The sequence below is a fragment of the Ruminococcus sp. MCC718 genome, from assembly GCF_018783905.1.
Lineage (GTDB): Bacteria > Bacillota > Clostridia > Lachnospirales > Lachnospiraceae > Hominisplanchenecus > Hominisplanchenecus faecis.
In genome coordinates this window covers 1-16,657 of the sequence record NZ_WQNP01000051.1, presented here as the reverse complement: position 1 = coordinate 16,657, position 16,657 = coordinate 1, and the positions used below count along the sequence as shown (strand labels likewise).

The following is a 16,657-nucleotide window of genomic DNA, read 5'->3' as shown; positions in this document are numbered from 1 at the left end:
AAATATGTCAAAATAGATACATTCTATGCCAGTAGTCAGCTGTGTTCCGTTTGTGGATACCAAAATACAGAAACAAAAAATCTATCAGTAAGGGAATGGACATGTCCTGTCTGTGGAACAAATCATGACAGGGATATCAACGCAGCAAAAAATATACTGGAAGAAGGATTAAGACGAATAGCATAAAAGGAATAACAATATAGGGCAGGGACTGCCCGAATGAACGCCTGTGGAGATAGTAGGTTACGAGGTCTGCGAAGCAGGAAGCCCATTGGCTTTAGACAATGGGTAGTTCACTGTGAGAGAATACAGCATGCTCAGATTCAATGAGTGCAGTATGAAAAGCTGAAGTATAGAAAAAAAGAAAGTGCATATCCTAAATCAGCAAAACGGCAGAGAGATGATGCAAGGAGGCAGGATATGATTTCTTATGCGGAACAGGAGTTATTGGAAACCATTGTGAAAAATACGAGCAGGTCGCTTCAGGATATTTATACTGTGTTGGGAAAGGTCTATGACGATGAGCTGGCACTGGATCTGAACATACAGGCGGCAGGCTATTCCGGGATCAAAGAAAAGGCGGCAAACTGTCTGTTTGAGACGGGAAATGTTCCGCCGCTGCTTGGTGTGATGGAGCGGGCGAAGCGGTGGGGAATGCTGCAGGCGAAGACGGCATTAAATGTAAATACCGGATATATGGCGAATATGCTGGCAAAAGAAGAACGGCTTCGCAGAAGTGATATGCAGAAAGCAACGCAGAAGCTGGAAATTTGCGGAAAAGAGTCTGAAACGATTGCCCGGGAATTTTTAAATCTTGAAGAAAAGAATATTCGGATTTTGCAGAACTATTGTCGGAAAAAAGAAAAAAAGAGTGCAAAAAACGGATAAAAGAGAGTGTTTGACGGCAGTTGTACAACGTGTTATACTGTACTATACTTTTAAAAGAGCGGGAGAGAAGAACATGCCGGCAAAAAAAGAAAATCGCATGAGAAAAGAGTTCGAAGAAAAAGATATACACCAGGAAGTGCGGCTGAACAAATATTTAAGTGAGGCGGGCGTCTGCTCAAGGCGTGAAGCAGACCGCCTGATCGAAGAAGGAAAAGTATTTGTGGACGGCGTGCGTGCAGAAAATGGCAGGAAGGTAACGGACGAGATGGAGATCACCGTCAACGGAAAACGATGCAGCAGAGGGCAGAAAATGGTTCTGCTGGCGTTTCACAAACCAGAGGGCGTAGTCTGCACGACGGACAGACGCTGGAACGATGTGACCGTGGAGGATGTGCTTCAGTATCCGACACGCGTTTTTTCGGTTGGAAGGCTGGATAAAGATTCCGAAGGACTGCTTTTGGTGACAAACAACGGAGATATCATCAATCAGATCATGCGTGCCGGTAATTATCACGAAAAAGAATATCTGGTGACGGTGGATAAACCAGTCACAGAAGAATTTGTCGAGCAGATGAGCCGGGGTGGGATCCCGGTTCTGGATGCCAGAACCAGACCGTGCAAGGTGGAAAAGATCGGAAAATACCGCTTCCGTATCATTCTGACGCAGGGACTGAACCGACAGATCCGCCGTATGTGCGAGTATTGTGGCTGTCGTGTGAAGAAACTGGTGCGGGTGAGGGTTATGAACATTGAGCTTGGTAATCTGCCAAAAGGACAGTACCGGGATGTGACGGAAGCAGAAATGCAGGAACTTTACCGGCAGTTACGGGCAGGAAATAAAAAAGCGGGAAAGAGCAGGAGGGGAACATGGACAAAAAACGCGAGAGAATGAAAGAGCTGACAGAGCTTCTGACAAAAGCAGGGAAAGCCTATTATCAGGAAAGCCGTGAGATCATGAGCAATTTTGAGTATGACCGGCTGTATGACGAGCTCCAGAAACTGGAAGAAGAGACCGGGATCGTCCTGGCAGGAAGTCCGACCAGACAGGTCGGTTATGAAGTGCTCGAAGAGCTTCCGAAAGAGCGACACGAGCAGCCGATGCTTTCTCTTGACAAGACAAAAGAAGTCGAAGTGCTGAAAGATTTTGTCGGTGCCCATAAAGTGCTGCTCTCCTGGAAAATGGATGGCCTGACCGTCGTACTGACATACCGTGAAGGTACGCTTTTTAAGGCAGTCACACGCGGAAACGGTGAGATCGGGGAAGTTATCACAAATAATGCCAGAGTTTTTGAAAATGTTCCGCTTACAATACCATATAAGGGCGAGCTGGTCCTTCGCGGAGAGGCGGTTATTTCTTATAAAAATTTTGAGAAGATCAATGAAGAGATTGCAGATGTGGATGCAAAATACAAAAATCCGCGAAATCTGTGCAGTGGGTCTGTGCGTCAGCTGAACAATGAGATCACTGCCAGACGCCATGTACAGTTTTTTGCATTCTCTCTGGTGCGTGCGGACGGCGTGGATTTTGAAAATTCCAGAGAAAAGCAGTTTACATGGCTTTCGGAGCAGGGATTCGATGTGGTAGAGCACAAAATGGTGACAAGGGAGACTGTGGAGAAAACCGTTGCCTGGTTTGCAGAAGAAATCGAGAACAATCCGATTCCGTCGGACGGACTGGTAGCCATCTATGATGACATCGCATATGGCATTTCCCTTGGACGGACGGCAAAGTTTCCAAGAGATGCCTTTGCATTTAAATGGGCAGATGAGATAAAGGAAACGCATCTGCTCTCGATCGAATGGAGTCCGTCAAGAACCGGGCTGATCAATCCGGTTGCGATTTTTGAACCGGTGGAGCTGGAAGGAACAACGGTGAGCCGTGCCAGTGTACATAATCTCAGCATTATGAAGGCACTGCAGCTTGGCATCGGTGATACCATTCAGGTTTATAAGGCCAATATGATCATTCCGCAGATCGCCGAAAACCTGACCAGAAGCGGAAACATAGAGATTCCGCAGACCTGTCCGGTGTGCGGCGGCGTAACCAGGATCCAGAGGACGGCAGATGTGGAGACCTTATACTGCACCAATCCGGAGTGTCAGGCAAAGAAGATCAAATCTTTTGCACTGTTTGTCAGCAGAGATGCGATGAATATGGAAGGAATGTCGGAAGCGACTCTGGAAAAATTTATCGGAAGCGGATTTATCCATGAATTTGCAGATATTTTCCGGCTTTCCCGATATAAAGATGCGATCGTTGAGATGGAAGGATTTGGCGAAAAATCCTACGAAAAACTGATGGCGGGAATCGGGCAGGCAAGAAATACGACACTGCCGCGGCTGATCTACAGCCTTGGAATCCCGAACATCGGCGTTGCAAATGCGAAGATGATCTGTAAGGCGTTTGATTATGACCTGGAAAAGATCCGCACTGCAGATGCCGAGACGATGGCGGGGATAGATGGCATTGGAGAGGTGATCGGAGCAGCGGTTGCCGATTATTTCCGGGATGCGAAAAAGGCAGAGCAGCTGGATGATCTGCTTGAGGAGATCCATCTGGAAAAATATGTGCCAAATGAAACAGAACAGATCTTTGCAGGCAAGAATTTTGTGATCACAGGCTCACTGATTCATTTTGCAAACCGCAATGAGCTGAAAGCAAAAATTGAAGAAAAAGGCGGGAAAGTCACAGGTTCTGTCACTTCAAAAACGGATTATCTGATCAACAATGACACACAGTCATCTACTTCAAAAAACAAGAAAGCAAAAGAATTAGAGATACCTGTCATTTCAGAAGAAGATTTCCTTGGTATGCTGGAACAGAGGTGAGAATAGCATGGCAGAGAAAGAAAAAAAGCAGTCGGTACAGACGATTCAGACAAAGACGAGGGTAGAAAAAGGAAAAAGCAGTATTGCCAGTGTGATTTTCGGCAGGACCGGTATTATCATACTGCTGATCCTGTTGCAGTTTGGCTTTCTGATCGCGGGATACACGTATCTGCAGGGCAAGATGTATTTCATCGATTCTGTCGTGAAGGCGGGAGCAGTTATTCTTGTTATTTACTTAACAAATAATCGGAGCAATCCGGCTTTTAAGATGGTATGGATGACGATCATGCTGGTGGCACCGGTGTTTGGTGTGCTGCTCTATATTTTTGTGGAGTTTCAGGTCGGAGTGCGGTGGCTCAATGCAAGACTGGAGCACATGCACGAAACGACGAAGAAACACTGGACACAGGATGAAGCTGTGCAGGAGCAGCTCAAAGAAGAAGATTCTGAGGTCGCATCGCTGGCACATTATGTCTGTGAATACGGCGGATTTCCGGCATATGAAAACACCGGCGTCAAATACTTCAGCTGTGGGGAAGATAAGATTGAAGAACTGATCCGTCAGCTGGAAAAAGCAGAGAAATTTATTTTCATGGAGTATTTTATTGTGGCGAAAGGCTACGTGTGGGATCGGGTGCTGGAAGTGCTCAAACGAAAGGCAGCCGAGGGCGTTGAAGTACGTTTCATGTATGACGGTACCTGTACGGTATCGCTTTTGCCGCCGAATTACCCGAAAAAACTCGAACAGGAAGGGATTGCCTGCCGTGTGTTTTCACCGATCCGGCCGGCTCTGTCCACACATCAGAACAACCGCGATCACCGAAAAATCGTGGTGATCGACGGCAAAGTGGCATTTACCGGCGGCATCAACCTGGCGGATGAATATGTGAACCGCAAGATCCGTTTTGGGCACTGGAAAGATACGGCGATCATGCTGGAAGGAGACGCAGTGCGAAGCTTTACGCTGATGTTTCTGGAGATGTGGAACGTGGCCAAAAGCGAAAAAGTAGAAGAGTTTGATCCGTATCTGGATGTCATATACGAAAGAGAAAAACATTCCGGCGAAGGTTTTGTGATTCCTTACGGCGACAGTCCGATTGACGGAGAACACGTAGGAAAAATGGTGTATATGGATATTCTGAATACCTCAAAACGGTATGTACATATCATGACACCTTACCTGATACTGGATAATGAGATGATGACAGCTTTGAAATTTGCGGCAAAACGCGGGGTGGAAGTGATCATTATTATGCCGCACGTGCCAGATAAATGGTATGCTTTCGTCCTGGCGAAAACGTACTACAATGAACTGCTCGATGCCGGTGTGCAGATTTATGAATATACACCGGGTTTTGTGCATGCAAAAGTATTTACAAGCGATGACCGCAAGGCCGTGGTCGGAACCATCAACATGGACTACCGCAGCCTGTATCTTCATTTTGAATGTGCAGCTTTTTTATATGAGAACAGTGAAATCCCGGCGGTTGAGAACGATTTCCAGGAAACACTGAAAAAATGTCAGAAGATCACACAGGAAGATTACAAAAAGCAAAAGAGCTTTGACAAGATCGCAGGAAGTATCCTGCGTGTATTTGCACCGCTTATGTAGAAATAGGACGACGGTGCCACAGAAAACGAAACACTGAAGGAGGACAATTATCATGCCGATCAAGGTTCAGGGCGATCTGCCCGCAAAAGAAATACTGGAAAGAGAAAATATATTTGTGATGGATGAGAATCGGGCGATGCATCAGGATATCCGTCCGATCCAGATCCTGATCGTGAATCTGATGCCGCTCAAAGAAGAGACTGAGCTGCAGCTTCTGCGATCCCTTTCCAATACGCCGCTCCAGATCGATGTGACCTTTTTAACGATGAACAGTCACGAATCCAAGAATACCTCTACCAGCCATCTGAATAAATTCTATCTGCATTTTCAGGATGTGAAAGAAAATAAATACGATGGCATGATTGTCACCGGTGCACCGGTCGAGAATATGGAGTTTGAAGAGGTGGATTACTGGAAAGAGATCACGGAGATCATGGACTGGAGTGAGACGCATGTAACCTCTACCATCTTTTTGTGCTGGGCGGCACAGGCATCTCTCTATCATTTTTACGGTCTGAAGAAAAGACAGCTTCCGCAGAAAATGTTCGGTCTGTTCTGGCATCGCGTGCTGAACCGCAAGATCCCGCTGGTGCGTGGCTTTGATGATGTCTTTCTTGCACCACATTCCAGACATACTGAAGTTTCCATCGATGACATCCGTGCGACAAAGGAGATCACGATTCTTGCAGAGTCCGATGAGGCAGGATTTTTCCTCGGTATGGCGGACGGCGGAAGAAAGATCTTTATCATGGGACATCCGGAATACGACCGTGTGACTCTGGATGGAGAATATAAGAGGGATCTTGGAAAAGGAATGGATATCCAGATGCCGAAAAATTATTATGAAAATAACGACTGCAAAAACAAACCGCTGCTTCTGTGGAGAGCACATGCAAACAATCTGTATACAAACTGGCTGAATTATTATGTATACCAGAGCACCCCGTTTGACCTGATTGGAACACCGGATTTTTCCAGCATCTCCATGGATTAAAACTTTATGAGACATTATTTTTAGATGCATAAGAAAAGAACACGCCCACTTTACCGGATCTTTCGGCGAAGCGAACGTGTTCTTTTTTGCCCTAATCTTTCAGGGATTTGTCGGACAATCCCTGAGCATAGGCGACAAGCCTTGCTTTGTCAACCGTATCCAGATCGTGAAAACAATCAAGCAGTGCAATGTCTTCGTTGGGAAGAGGACTTGTTGCGGATGGTTTTCTTACATCAGAGCGTCCGATCAGATAATCGGTGCTGACATGGAAAATATCTGTCATTTTGATCAGAGATTTCAGACTTGGCAGATGCTTTCCGTTTTCGTACGCACTGACGGTTTCCTGAGATACTTCCAGCTCCAGACTGAGGCGAAGTTGTGTGATATTCTTTTCGGCACGTAATTCACGAATGCGATTTTTCATTTGTAACCTCTCCTTCTCCAATATCATACAATTTATACTTGTATCGCTCAGAGGCAGCTGTTATAATAAAAACAAGTACAACCTGTAAAATATATGGGGAGAACAGGTAAAGATGCCAAAACTTCGAAAATCAGTCGAAAGACAGAAGAGAAGCGGGAGAAACATTCAGAACGTCTGCAATCGTAAACAGCTTTTCAAGGGAGATCGAAGTGATCTTTCCCGGAGCTTCCAGATTGCTCAGATGTGTCCGGCTCATCGATATCAGGGCGGCAAGTTCCTCCTGTGTGAGTCCGCGCAGTTTGCGGTAACGGGCGATATTCAGCCCAAGCTGCTGTAGTTGTCTGGGATAATTTGTGTTTGACATGAGTTGATACCTCCGCCAAAACTTTATATGGGGAAAATGAGAATAAAAAGGCTCAGCAGGTTCATTTTGCAAAGCCACATATTGCAAAACAAGAGAAAAGATATTATAATAACAAAAGATTATAAAAGAAATGGCTCAGTGTTTTTCCATCTGTTTTCTGTAACAGGCATAAGATAAGACTTCGTTCAGTGCCGGGGAGGCCATATCCTGGCAGGTTGCAAAGAGGAGATACATTTCGGCACTGGCAAAGGGGTATTTCTCCGGACAGTCGGTCATGCCGACCAGATAGTCAAGTGAGGTATCATAAAATTCTGCCAGAAGCTTCAGTATATCCAGAGGTGGCACACGCAGGCCGTTTTCGTAGTTGCTGTAGGAAGAACGGCTGAGATGGATTTTTGAGCAGACATAGGACTGTGTGTAGTTTGCTTTTGCACGGAGAAATTTCAGACGGTTTGCAAGATCGTTTGTGTTCATGAAGAACCTCCCATATAGTATATTTGTTGTTGGTGATGCAGTGAAAAATGCCATTAAGCCATAAAACGGCTCCTGTGCAGACATATCGTGGTTTTGGACGTTTGCCCCTGACATCTTCACAGTTGAGTATAACATAAAAGCCTTGGGTTTGGGGAAAATAACAGAGTTTGAGGAAGAGAAGTGGGAATTGACAGAATGAAATGGAAATATTTGCGTTATGTAATGAAAAACAAAAACAGTAAAAATCCGTGGAAACGGATGATTGTAAGATGGTACACGATGTTCTTAAGGCGAGGATGCCGCAGAGAACGGCGGTATCTGGCAAAAAGGTATATTCGCGTCGCACCGCCGAAATACACGGCAAAAGATATTCTGCAAAAAGCAGGAAAGTAAACAGATTCAGCAGCTTAAATAGCTGTTGTGGTAACGCCCGTCAAATGTGACATCTTCCCCGAACCAGGCGGGCGGACAGAAAGAATTGGCACTTGCTTCGTCCGGGAATTCGACTTCGGCAAGAAGCAGGCCTTTGCAGGGTTCATAAAATACATCCAGTTCGATGGTAAGACCATTCTCCATAGGGATCAGATAACGTCTCTTGGAGATCAGTTTGCCGTCGATTTTTTCTTTCAGATGGGCATAACCTTCTGCACCGAGCGGCAGGTTGTATTCTTCCCGTGCCATCAGGCCGCCGGATTTGTAGGTGAGGATATAGTCGTCGTCCTGACGGCGGATGCGGACGACCGGTTTGCGGCAGAGATAGCCCTGCTCGATCAGAACACTGCGGCAGGATTCAAGATCCGCAGGAAGATTTTTTTCATCGATCAGATATTTTCGTTCAATTTCCATAAATCAGTACCTCCTGAAAAAAGAATATCGCAGAAAACAAAAAAGTGCAAGTACAAGTAGATTGGGACTGGAAAGAAGCGTCTGTTTTTGGTAGAATGTCAGATAGATCAACAGGAAATAACAGGGTATGCAGATACCGGAACGGAGGATAAAATGAGTAGAGTTGGGATTTTTCTTGCAGATGGATTTGAAGAGATCGAAGGGCTGACGGTGGTTGACATCTTAAGAAGAGCCGGGATCGATATTTCCATGATCAGCATCAATGGGAAAAAGAAAGTGACGGGAGCACATGGGATCGCTTTAGATACGGACGAAGATATCGTACAGTGCGATCCGGATAAACTGGATATGCTGGTGCTGCCGGGCGGTATGCCGGGCACGACGAATCTTGCGGCATGTGAAAAGCTGACGGAGGCACTGAAAAAGGCAGACCAGGAAAAACGCGGGATTGCGGCGATCTGTGCGGCACCGAGCGTGCTTGGTGACCTCGGATTTCTGAAAGGGAAAAAAGCCGTCTGCTATCCGGGATTTGAAAGCCGTCTGACCGGAGCCGAAGTGCTTGCAGTTCCGGTCGTAACAGACGGGCACATTACCACGAGCCGCGGCATGGGAACGGCGATCGCATTTGCACTGGAACTGACGAAAAGACTGAAGGATGAAGAGACGGCGAAGCAGGTTGGCCGTTCGATCATTTATAACGTATGATATGGACGATACGTGATCTTAAGAAAAAAGCACGGAAACTTCTGAAAAACTGTTACTGGCCGGCGGTTGCAGTCTGTCTTCTGACGACGATGCTGACCGGATGGATCGGCAGTGCGGGCATCGGTATCGGCAGGATCCAGGCAGAAAATGCATCCGGGCTTGAGATGTCAGAGCAGCGGATGCGAGAACTGAAAGATGATCTGAAAGACCGCAATCCGATCGCAGAATATAAGATCAGCATTGTACAGAAACAGCTGAATCTGCTGGTCTTTGTCTTTGCGGTCACAGCATCGATCGTGATCGTGGTGCTTGGTCTGCTGGTCATCTTCTGTATCGGTAATCCGGTGAAGGTCAGTTCCAAACGTTTTTTTATGTGCAACCGGAAAAGGACAGCCAACATCGGCATGATTCTGTATGTGTTTCGGAATCACTATACGATGCATGTGACAGCGGCGATGTTTTACCGTACAGTCAGTATCATAGGGCATGGTTTGTTGCTTGTCGTACCGGGCATTATAAAGCATTATGAGTACAGCCTGATTCCGTATATTCTTGCGGAAAATCCGACCATGCAGTATAAAAGGGCGGCACAGCTCAGTACAAAAATGTCAGAAGGGCAGAAGATGGCGATGCTGAAAATGGATCTGTCCTTTCTTTTCTGGGAGATCGCGGGGATTTTTTCACTGGGTCTGGTTTCGGTGTTTTACACCATGCCGTACCGGGAGTTTGCAAAGGCCGGGCTTTATGAAGTGCTGCGGCAGAATGCCCTTGCGGACGGGGTTTGTGACAGTACGGAACTGCCCGGTTTTGAGACGGATCTGGGCGTATAAGTGCCGGATTTATGAAATTTTTAGAAAAAAGTTATGGTTTTGTTGAAAAAAACAGTGGCATTTTGAAAGGTGCTGTGTTATACTTCTAGAATGACTGCAAGTATGTAAAGAAATCTACAGACCGCTGATGCGGCGTAGGGTTATGGGCAAGATGATAACGGATTGCACATATCCGCTTGACTTATAGAATTAAGGAGGACATAGGAAATCATGAGTTTACAGGTGGAAAAGTTAGAGAAGAACATGGCGAAGCTGACAATCGAGGCTTCCGCAGAAGAGTTTGAGGCTGCTGTTGAGAAAGCATATCAGAAAGCAAAGAAAAGTATCTCTCTTCCAGGATTCCGCAAGGGCAAAGCACCGCGAAGAATGATCGAGAAAATGTATGGTACAGGTGTTTTCTATGAAGATGCAGCAAACGAGCTGATCCCGGATGCATACAGCAAAGCACTGAGCGAGTGTGAGGAGCAGATCGTATCTCAGCCGAAGATTGATGTGGTTCAGATCGAGTCCGGCAAACCATTTATTTTTACTGCTGAAGTAGCTCTGAAACCTGAAGTAACTCTGGGTGAGTATAAAGGAGTAGAAGTTGAAAAAGCACCGGTTGAAGTAACGGATGCTGAGATCGATGCAGAAGTTGACAAACAGAGAGAGCAGAATGCAAGAACCATCGATATCGATGACAGAGCAGTTGAAAAGGGCGATATGATCAAATTAGATTTTGACGGTTCTGTTGACGGCGTTCCGTTCGACGGCGGCAAAGCAGAAAACTATGATCTGACTGTTGGTTCCGGAAGCTTTATCCCGGGATTTGAAGATCAGCTGGTAGGTGTCAAGATTGGTGAAGAGGTAGACGTTAAGGTTACTTTCCCGGAAGATTACCATGCAAAAGATCTGGCAGGAAAAGATGCAGTTTTCAAATGCAAAGTAAATGAAATCCACGTAAAAGAAGTTCCGGAAGCAGATGATGATTTCGCACAGGATATTTCTGAATTTGATACACTGGCTGAGTACAAAGAAGACATCAAGAAAAATCTGATGGAGCAGAAAGAAAAGGAAGCAAAAGCTGCAAAAGAGGCAGCTGTTGTTGCTAAAGTTGTTGAAAATGCAACCATGGAAATTCCGGATGCAATGGTAGATACACAGGTTCGCAACATGGCAGACGATTTCGCAAGAAGAATCCAGTCACAGGGACTGACCGTTGACCAGTACTTCCAGTTCACAGGCATGACAGCAGAAAAACTGTTCGAGCAGATGAGACCGGATGCACTGAAGAGAATCCAGAACAGCCTGGTTCTTGAAGCAGTAGCAAAAGCAGAGAATATAGAAATTTCTGATGAAAGAGTAGAAGAAGAACTGCAGAAAATGGCAGACGCTTACAAGATGGAGCTGGACAAAGTGAAATCTCTGATGGACGATGCAGCGATCGACCAGATGAAAGATGACCTGGCAATCCAGGCAGCAGTAGATCTGGTAAGAGATGCAGCAAAAGAAGTAGAAGCAAAAAAAGAAGAGAAAAGCGAAGAAGCATAAGTCGATTGACAGACAATGATGGCAAGTGGAAGGAGTGTTGACATGAGTTTAGTACCTTATGTCCTGGAACAGACCAGCCGCGGTGAGAGAACTTATGACATTTATTCAAGACTTCTGAAAGACCGTATCATCTTTCTTGGAGAAGAAGTAAATGATGTAAGTGCCAATCTGATCGTTGCACAGCTTTTATTCCTGGAATCTGAAGATCCGGGAAAGGATATTCATCTGTATATTAACAGCCCGGGCGGTTCCGTGAGTGCAGGATGGGCAATTTATGATACCATGCATTATGTGAAATGTGATGTTTCCACAATCTGCATGGGCATGGCAGCAAGTATGGGTGCATTCTTACTGGCAGGCGGTGCAAAAGGCAAACGTTTTGCACTTCCAAACGCAGAAATTATGATCCATCAGCCATCTGGCGGAGCACAGGGACAGGCATCTGATATCAAGATCGTAGCAGATAAGATCATTGATACCAGAAGAAAGCTGAATGAGCATCTGGCAGCAAATACTGGTCAGCCGCTCAGCGTGATTGAGGTAGACACAGAAAGAGATCATTACATGAGTGCCGAAGAGGCAAAGGCATATGGCCTGATCGACGATGTGATCAGCAATCACTAGATACAAAGGAAGGGGTGTTGCCATTATGCAACGCCCCTTTTTCGATTGAAACAGAATGATGTTGATATTGTTATTTGGAGGTTTGAAATGGCAGGAAAAATAGGAGAACAGAAAGTAAGATGTTCCTTTTGCAATAAATCAGAAGATCAGGTGCGCAAGCTGATCGCAGGACCGGATGGGGTTTATATTTGTGATGAATGTATCGAAATCTGTGACGAAATCCTGGAAGAAGAATTAGAAGATGAATTTAACATGACGGTGGATGAGGAGATCAATCTTCTGAAACCGGAGGAGATTAAGGCATTCCTGGATGATTATGTGATCGGACAGGATGAGGCCAAAAAAGCACTTTCTGTTGCTGTTTACAATCATTACAAGAGAATCCTTGCAGGAAAAGATCTGGATGTAGAACTGCAGAAAAGTAATATCCTGATGCTTGGTCCGACCGGTTCCGGTAAAACACTGCTCGCACAGACACTGGCGAAGCTTTTGAATGTACCGTTTGCGATCGCAGATGCGACAGCACTGACGGAAGCGGGATATGTCGGCGAGGACGTGGAGAATATTCTGCTGAAGATTATTCAGGCAGCAGATTATGATATCAAGAAAGCAGAGCATGGTATCATTTATATTGATGAGATCGACAAGATCACAAGAAAATCGGAGAATGCATCGATCACCCGAGATGTGTCCGGTGAAGGTGTGCAACAGGCACTGCTGAAAATCCTGGAGGGTACGGTTGCTTCTGTTCCGCCTCAGGGAGGAAGAAAGCATCCGCATCAGGAACTGCTTCAGATCGATACCACAAACATCCTCTTTATCTGCGGCGGAGCATTTGAAGGACTGGAAAAGATCATCGAGAACCGTACCGACACCAAGGCGATCGGCTTTAATTCGGCACTTCAGGAGAAAAAGACGGAGGATGTCGGAGCTGTACTCAAACAAGTACTTCCGCAGGATTTCATTAAATTCGGTATGATTCCGGAGCTGATGGGTCGTGTGCCGGTCATCGTTTCTCTGAATCCGCTGGATCGTGACACCCTGATTCGTATTTTGCAGGAGCCGAAGAATTCCATCGTAAAACAGTACAAAAAACTGTTTGAGCTGGATGGCGTGGATCTGGAGTTTGATGATGGTGCGATCGAGGCCATTGCAGACAAGACACTGGAGAGAAAGACAGGTGCCAGAGGTCTGCGTGCGATCATGGAACAGGCTATGATGGATCTGATGTACCGCATACCGTCCGATGATACGATCGCTTCCTGCGGTGTGACAAAAGAAGTGATCGAAGGCACAGGAGAACCAATCCTCACACATAAAGAAAAAACAGCCGCAAAACCACGCGGCAGACGCTTTAAAAATGGAGTTGAAGAAACAGCATAATGAGTGAAGAAATAACACGTATGCCGGCAGTTGCACTGCGAGGGATGACGATCCTGCCATCGATGATCGTGCATTTTGATGTAAGCCGGGATAAATCGATAAAGGCGATCGAACAGGCGATGACAGCGGACCAGAAACTGTTTGTGGTAACACAGAGAGATCCGGAAGCTTCAGATCCGGGGATCGATGATCTGTATCACATTGGTACCGTTGTGGAGATCAAACAGCTTGTGAAATTACCGAAAAATATTATACGCGTACTGGTAGAAGGCCTGGAGCGTGCGGAATTGCTGGAAATGGAAGCATCTGCCGGATATCTGGACGCCAAAGTTGCAACGTTCCCGGATGTCAAAGATCAGGATTATCCGGGAAAAGGCGATGAAGTCGGACAGCAGGCGATGATCCGCAATCTGAAAGAACTGTTTCAGAAGTACGCACAGGCAAACGGCAAGATCAGCCAGGAGCTGGTGCGTCAGATCATGGAGATCGAAGATCTGGAGCATCTGACAGATCAGATCGCGATCCATATTCCACTGTACTATGAAGAAAAACAGAGGATTCTGGAAGCTGTTTTTCTGTATGACCGCTATGAAGGGCTCTGTGTGATTCTTGCAAACGAAGAGAATATCATGCGGATCAAAGTGCAGCTTCAGGAAAAGGTAAAGGCACGTATCGACAAAAATCAGAAAGAATATATTTTAAGAGAACAGCTGAAATTAATAAGAGAAGAACTGGGCGATGACACAACGCTGGATGATGCACAGCATTTTCTGGAAGAAACGGAAAAGCTGACGGCAGGCGAAGAAGTCAAAGAGAAGATACGAAAAGAGATCAAACGCTTTTCTAATTCGGCAGGCAATACTTCTGAAGCAGGAGTGATCCGTGGCTATATCGAGACACTGCTGGAAATGCCGTGGGATAAAATGTCTGAGGATAACGAAGATATTTCCGCAGCGAGAAAGCAGCTGGATCAGGATCACTACGGACTTGAGAAAGTAAAAGAGCGTGTATTAGAATTTCTGGCAGTCCGGACGCTGACCAAGAAAGGGGACAGTCCGATCCTCTGTCTGGTTGGCCCGCCGGGAACCGGTAAGACTTCCATTGCAAAATCCATTGCGGAAGCACTGAACAAACAATATGTCCGCATCTGTCTTGGCGGTGTGCGGGATGAAGCCGAGATTCGCGGCCACAGAAGAACATACGTCGGAGCGATGCCCGGGCGTATTGCGAACGGACTGAAAATGGCAGGCGTCAAAAATCCACTGATGCTGCTGGATGAAGTAGACAAGGTGAGCAGCGATTACAAAGGCGATACTTCATCTGCTCTGCTGGAAGTCCTTGATCCGGAGCAGAATGTCAGATTCCGTGATCATTATATTGAGATCCCGGTGGATCTTTCAGAAGTTTTGTTTATCGCAACGGCAAACGATGTGCAGGGGATCCCGCGTCCGCTTCTTGACCGTATGGAACTGATCGAGATCTCCAGCTATACGGAGAATGAGAAACTGCATATCGCAAAGGAACATCTTCTGAAAAAGCAGATCCGAAAACATGGATTGGAAAATTATACCTTTACCGTTTCGGACGGTGCTCTGAAAAAGATGATTACATCTTATACAAGAGAGGCCGGAGTGCGGGGACTGGAGCGTCGCATCGGCGAGATCTGCAGGAAAACGGCAAAAGAGATCCTCGAAGAGAAAAAAACGGCAGTCCGCATCACAGAGAGCAACCTGAGCCGTTATCTCGGAAAAGAACGTTACCACGTAGAAAAAGCCAATGAAAAAGATGAGGTTGGCATCGTACGCGGTCTGGCATGGACCAGTGTCGGCGGTGTAACCTTGCAGGTGGAAGTAAACTGCATGCCGGGCAAAGGCGATTTCAAGCTAACTGGTCAGATCGGGGATGTGATGAAAGAGTCCGCACAGACAGCAATCAGCTACATCCGATCTGTCGGAGATAAGTGGAACATCGACCGGGGATTCTTCCGGGAACACGATATACATATCCACATTCCGGAGGGGGCGGTTCCAAAAGACGGACCTTCCGCAGGTATTACGATGGCAACAGCGATCCTGTCGGCGATCACGGAGATCCCGGTTCGTGCAGATGTTGCCATGACAGGTGAGATCACATTGCGGGGCAGAGTGCTGCCAATCGGCGGACTCAAAGAAAAGCTGCTGGCAGCGAAAAATGCAGGTATGCACAGGGTGCTTGTGCCGGAGAAAAACCGTGTGGATGTGCAGGAGATATCCGGCGAAATCAAAAAAGGACTGGATATCCGTTTTATGGAAAATATGGATGAAGTGCTGGAACTGGCACTTTGCAGTCAGAAATAGAACAAAAGGAAAACAGGAGGAAACGAGATGATCGTAAAGAATGCAGAACTGGAAACTGTCTGTGGCATTACCAGCAAATTGCCGGAAAACGGGCAAATAGAAGTGGCATTTGCAGGAAAGTCAAATGTAGGGAAATCTTCTCTGATCAACGGGCTGATGAACCGAAAGTCTCTTGCACGTACCAGCTCGGCACCGGGAAAGACGCAGACCATCAATTTCTATGCCGTGACCGGACGCAGAGAGACAAAAAAAGAAGCACAGGGCATGGTGTCTGCGGATGAGAAGGTTTATCTCGTGGACCTTCCGGGCTATGGTTATGCCAAAGTTTCGCAGAACGAAAAGCAGAAATGGGGCAAGATGATCGAAGATTATCTGCATAAATCCTCACAGTTAAAAGCAGTCTTTCTGCTGATCGATATCCGCCATGATCCATCCGCAAACGATAAGCAGATGTATGACTGGGTTCTGCATAATGGATTCTCACCGATTATTATCGCTACCAAGTTAGATAAGATCAAGAGAAGCCAGGTGCAGAAACAGGTCAAAGCCATCAAACAGGGATTGCAGGTAGAAAAAGGGACACTGGTGATTCCGTTTTCCGCAGAGACAAAGCAAGGAAGAGAAGAAATCTGGAGTGTGATCGAAGGATTTCTGGATGCGGAATAAAAATTTATCGTTGATTTCCTGGCAGGTGTAAAGAACTGAAATGCCGCACATTTTAAAATAGTGTTTGCAAAAGAACAGTATTGCATGTGCAAATGAACGAATTCCCCGAAGGGCACGTAAAAGTGCCTTCTTGGGAATTGTTCATTTTGCAC

Annotated in this window: 18 protein-coding genes; 14 read left to right on the top strand and 4 right to left on the bottom strand. The window is 46.2% G+C overall.

The window, feature by feature from the left end:
• The 6 genes from GPK60_RS06900 to metA form a co-directional block, all read left to right on the top strand.
• The coding region (locus GPK60_RS06900) for a zinc ribbon domain-containing protein (RefSeq protein WP_215659136.1) at positions 1 to 186 on the top strand (186 nt) is incomplete at its 5' end.
• A gap of 234 nt (positions 187 to 420) precedes the next feature.
• Complete coding sequence (locus tag GPK60_RS06895) at positions 421 to 888, top strand: hypothetical protein (protein ID WP_147631737.1); 468 nt, start codon at positions 421 to 423, stop codon at positions 886 to 888.
• 73 nt (positions 889 to 961) lie between these two features.
• On the top strand, positions 962 to 1,780 hold the full coding sequence (locus tag GPK60_RS06890; protein WP_022119391.1) for a pseudouridine synthase: 819 nt from the start codon (positions 962 to 964) through the stop codon (positions 1,778 to 1,780).
• Complete coding sequence (gene ligA / locus GPK60_RS06885) at positions 1,756 to 3,717, top strand: NAD-dependent DNA ligase LigA (protein ID WP_215659135.1); 1,962 nt, start codon at positions 1,756 to 1,758, stop codon at positions 3,715 to 3,717. The genes GPK60_RS06890 and ligA overlap by 25 nt, the downstream gene beginning before the upstream one ends.
• 7 nt (positions 3,718 to 3,724) lie before the next feature.
• Positions 3,725 to 5,329, top strand: coding sequence for a cardiolipin synthase (cls, locus tag GPK60_RS06880; protein ID WP_173866930.1), 1,605 nt, complete (start codon positions 3,725 to 3,727; stop codon positions 5,327 to 5,329).
• A gap of 52 nt (positions 5,330 to 5,381) precedes the next feature.
• A complete protein-coding gene (gene metA, locus GPK60_RS06875) occupies positions 5,382 to 6,323 on the top strand; it encodes a homoserine O-succinyltransferase (RefSeq protein WP_173896811.1) in 942 nt (313 codons plus the stop codon).
• 91 nt (positions 6,324 to 6,414) lie between these two features.
• Here metA and GPK60_RS06870 read toward each other — a convergent pair whose 3' ends face one another.
• The 3 genes from GPK60_RS06870 to GPK60_RS06860 all read right to left on the bottom strand — a co-directional run bounded on the left by GPK60_RS06870 (position 6,415) and on the right by GPK60_RS06860 (position 7,585).
• Positions 6,415 to 6,747 (bottom strand): helix-turn-helix transcriptional regulator, encoded by a 333-nt coding sequence (locus GPK60_RS06870; RefSeq protein ID WP_215659134.1) that lies wholly within the window; start codon positions 6,745 to 6,747, stop codon positions 6,415 to 6,417.
• A 130-nt stretch (positions 6,748 to 6,877) separates the two neighbouring features.
• Positions 6,878 to 7,111, bottom strand: coding sequence for a helix-turn-helix transcriptional regulator (locus GPK60_RS06865; RefSeq protein WP_022119396.1), 234 nt, complete (start codon positions 7,109 to 7,111; stop codon positions 6,878 to 6,880).
• A 135-nt stretch (positions 7,112 to 7,246) separates the two neighbouring features.
• Complete coding sequence (locus GPK60_RS06860; RefSeq protein WP_022119397.1) at positions 7,247 to 7,585, bottom strand: helix-turn-helix transcriptional regulator; 339 nt, start codon at positions 7,583 to 7,585, stop codon at positions 7,247 to 7,249.
• A 180-nt stretch (positions 7,586 to 7,765) separates the two neighbouring features.
• Here GPK60_RS06860 and GPK60_RS06855 point away from each other — a divergent pair, with 180 nt between their 5' ends.
• Positions 7,766 to 7,978 carry a hypothetical protein gene (locus tag GPK60_RS06855; protein ID WP_173896810.1) on the top strand — a complete coding sequence of 71 codons (213 nt, stop codon included), beginning with the start codon at positions 7,766 to 7,768 and terminating at the stop codon, positions 7,976 to 7,978.
• 6 nt (positions 7,979 to 7,984) lie between these two features.
• On the opposite strand, the gene GPK60_RS06850 is transcribed toward GPK60_RS06855, so the two are convergent.
• On the bottom strand, positions 7,985 to 8,431 hold the full coding sequence (locus GPK60_RS06850; RefSeq protein ID WP_215659133.1) for a CYTH domain-containing protein: 447 nt from the start codon (positions 8,429 to 8,431) through the stop codon (positions 7,985 to 7,987).
• Positions 8,432 to 8,584: 153 nt separating this feature from the next.
• Here GPK60_RS06850 and GPK60_RS06845 point away from each other — a divergent pair, with 153 nt between their 5' ends.
• The 7 genes from GPK60_RS06845 (at position 8,585) to yihA (ending at position 16,505) form a co-directional block, all read left to right on the top strand.
• Positions 8,585 to 9,136 carry a DJ-1 family glyoxalase III gene (locus GPK60_RS06845; protein ID WP_022119400.1) on the top strand — a complete coding sequence of 184 codons (552 nt, stop codon included), beginning with the start codon at positions 8,585 to 8,587 and terminating at the stop codon, positions 9,134 to 9,136.
• Positions 9,133 to 9,966, top strand: a complete 834-nt coding sequence (locus GPK60_RS06840) for a DUF975 family protein (RefSeq protein ID WP_022119401.1) — start codon at positions 9,133 to 9,135, stop codon at positions 9,964 to 9,966. The genes GPK60_RS06845 and GPK60_RS06840 overlap by 4 nt, the downstream gene beginning before the upstream one ends.
• Positions 9,967 to 10,176: 210 nt before the next feature.
• Positions 10,177 to 11,496, top strand: a complete 1,320-nt coding sequence (tig, locus tag GPK60_RS06835) for a trigger factor (protein WP_215659132.1) — start codon at positions 10,177 to 10,179, stop codon at positions 11,494 to 11,496.
• Between the two features lie 42 nt (positions 11,497 to 11,538).
• Positions 11,539 to 12,120 (top strand): ATP-dependent Clp endopeptidase proteolytic subunit ClpP, encoded by a 582-nt coding sequence (clpP, locus tag GPK60_RS06830; RefSeq protein ID WP_022119403.1) that lies wholly within the window; start codon positions 11,539 to 11,541, stop codon positions 12,118 to 12,120.
• Between the two features lie 87 nt (positions 12,121 to 12,207).
• Positions 12,208 to 13,503 carry an ATP-dependent Clp protease ATP-binding subunit ClpX gene (gene clpX, locus GPK60_RS06825; protein ID WP_022119404.1) on the top strand — a complete coding sequence of 432 codons (1,296 nt, stop codon included), beginning with the start codon at positions 12,208 to 12,210 and terminating at the stop codon, positions 13,501 to 13,503.
• Positions 13,503 to 15,839, top strand: coding sequence for an endopeptidase La (gene lon, locus GPK60_RS06820; RefSeq protein WP_215659131.1), 2,337 nt, complete (start codon positions 13,503 to 13,505; stop codon positions 15,837 to 15,839). The genes clpX and lon overlap by 1 nt, the downstream gene beginning before the upstream one ends.
• A 27-nt stretch (positions 15,840 to 15,866) precedes the next feature.
• Entirely contained in the window at positions 15,867 to 16,505 is a 639-nt protein-coding gene (yihA, locus tag GPK60_RS06815; protein ID WP_022119406.1) for a ribosome biogenesis GTP-binding protein YihA/YsxC, read from the top strand.
• The last annotated feature ends 152 nt before the right edge of the window (positions 16,506 to 16,657 follow it).

Coding starts and splice junctions, on each gene's coding strand:
- clpP (WP_022119403.1), top strand. CDS start 11,539: ATGAGTTTAGTACCTTATGTCCTGGAACAGACCAGCCGCGGTGAGAGA.
- clpX (WP_022119404.1), top strand. CDS start 12,208: ATGGCAGGAAAAATAGGAGAACAGAAAGTAAGATGTTCCTTTTGCAAT.
- ligA (WP_215659135.1), top strand. CDS start 1,756: ATGGACAAAAAACGCGAGAGAATGAAAGAGCTGACAGAGCTTCTGACA.
- tig (WP_215659132.1), top strand. CDS start 10,177: ATGAGTTTACAGGTGGAAAAGTTAGAGAAGAACATGGCGAAGCTGACA.
- GPK60_RS06845 (WP_022119400.1), top strand. CDS start 8,585: ATGAGTAGAGTTGGGATTTTTCTTGCAGATGGATTTGAAGAGATCGAA.
- GPK60_RS06860 (WP_022119397.1), bottom strand. CDS start 7,585: ATGAACACAAACGATCTTGCAAACCGTCTGAAATTTCTCCGTGCAAAA.
- metA (WP_173896811.1), top strand. CDS start 5,382: ATGCCGATCAAGGTTCAGGGCGATCTGCCCGCAAAAGAAATACTGGAA.
- lon (WP_215659131.1), top strand. CDS start 13,503: ATGAGTGAAGAAATAACACGTATGCCGGCAGTTGCACTGCGAGGGATG.
- GPK60_RS06870 (WP_215659134.1), bottom strand. CDS start 6,747: ATGAAAAATCGCATTCGTGAATTACGTGCCGAAAAGAATATCACACAA.
- GPK60_RS06840 (WP_022119401.1), top strand. CDS start 9,133: ATGATATGGACGATACGTGATCTTAAGAAAAAAGCACGGAAACTTCTG.
- GPK60_RS06850 (WP_215659133.1), bottom strand. CDS start 8,431: ATGGAAATTGAACGAAAATATCTGATCGATGAAAAAAATCTTCCTGCG.
- GPK60_RS06895 (WP_147631737.1), top strand. CDS start 421: ATGATTTCTTATGCGGAACAGGAGTTATTGGAAACCATTGTGAAAAAT.
- yihA (WP_022119406.1), top strand. CDS start 15,867: ATGATCGTAAAGAATGCAGAACTGGAAACTGTCTGTGGCATTACCAGC.
- GPK60_RS06890 (WP_022119391.1), top strand. CDS start 962: ATGCCGGCAAAAAAAGAAAATCGCATGAGAAAAGAGTTCGAAGAAAAA.
- cls (WP_173866930.1), top strand. CDS start 3,725: ATGGCAGAGAAAGAAAAAAAGCAGTCGGTACAGACGATTCAGACAAAG.
- GPK60_RS06865 (WP_022119396.1), bottom strand. CDS start 7,111: ATGTCAAACACAAATTATCCCAGACAACTACAGCAGCTTGGGCTGAAT.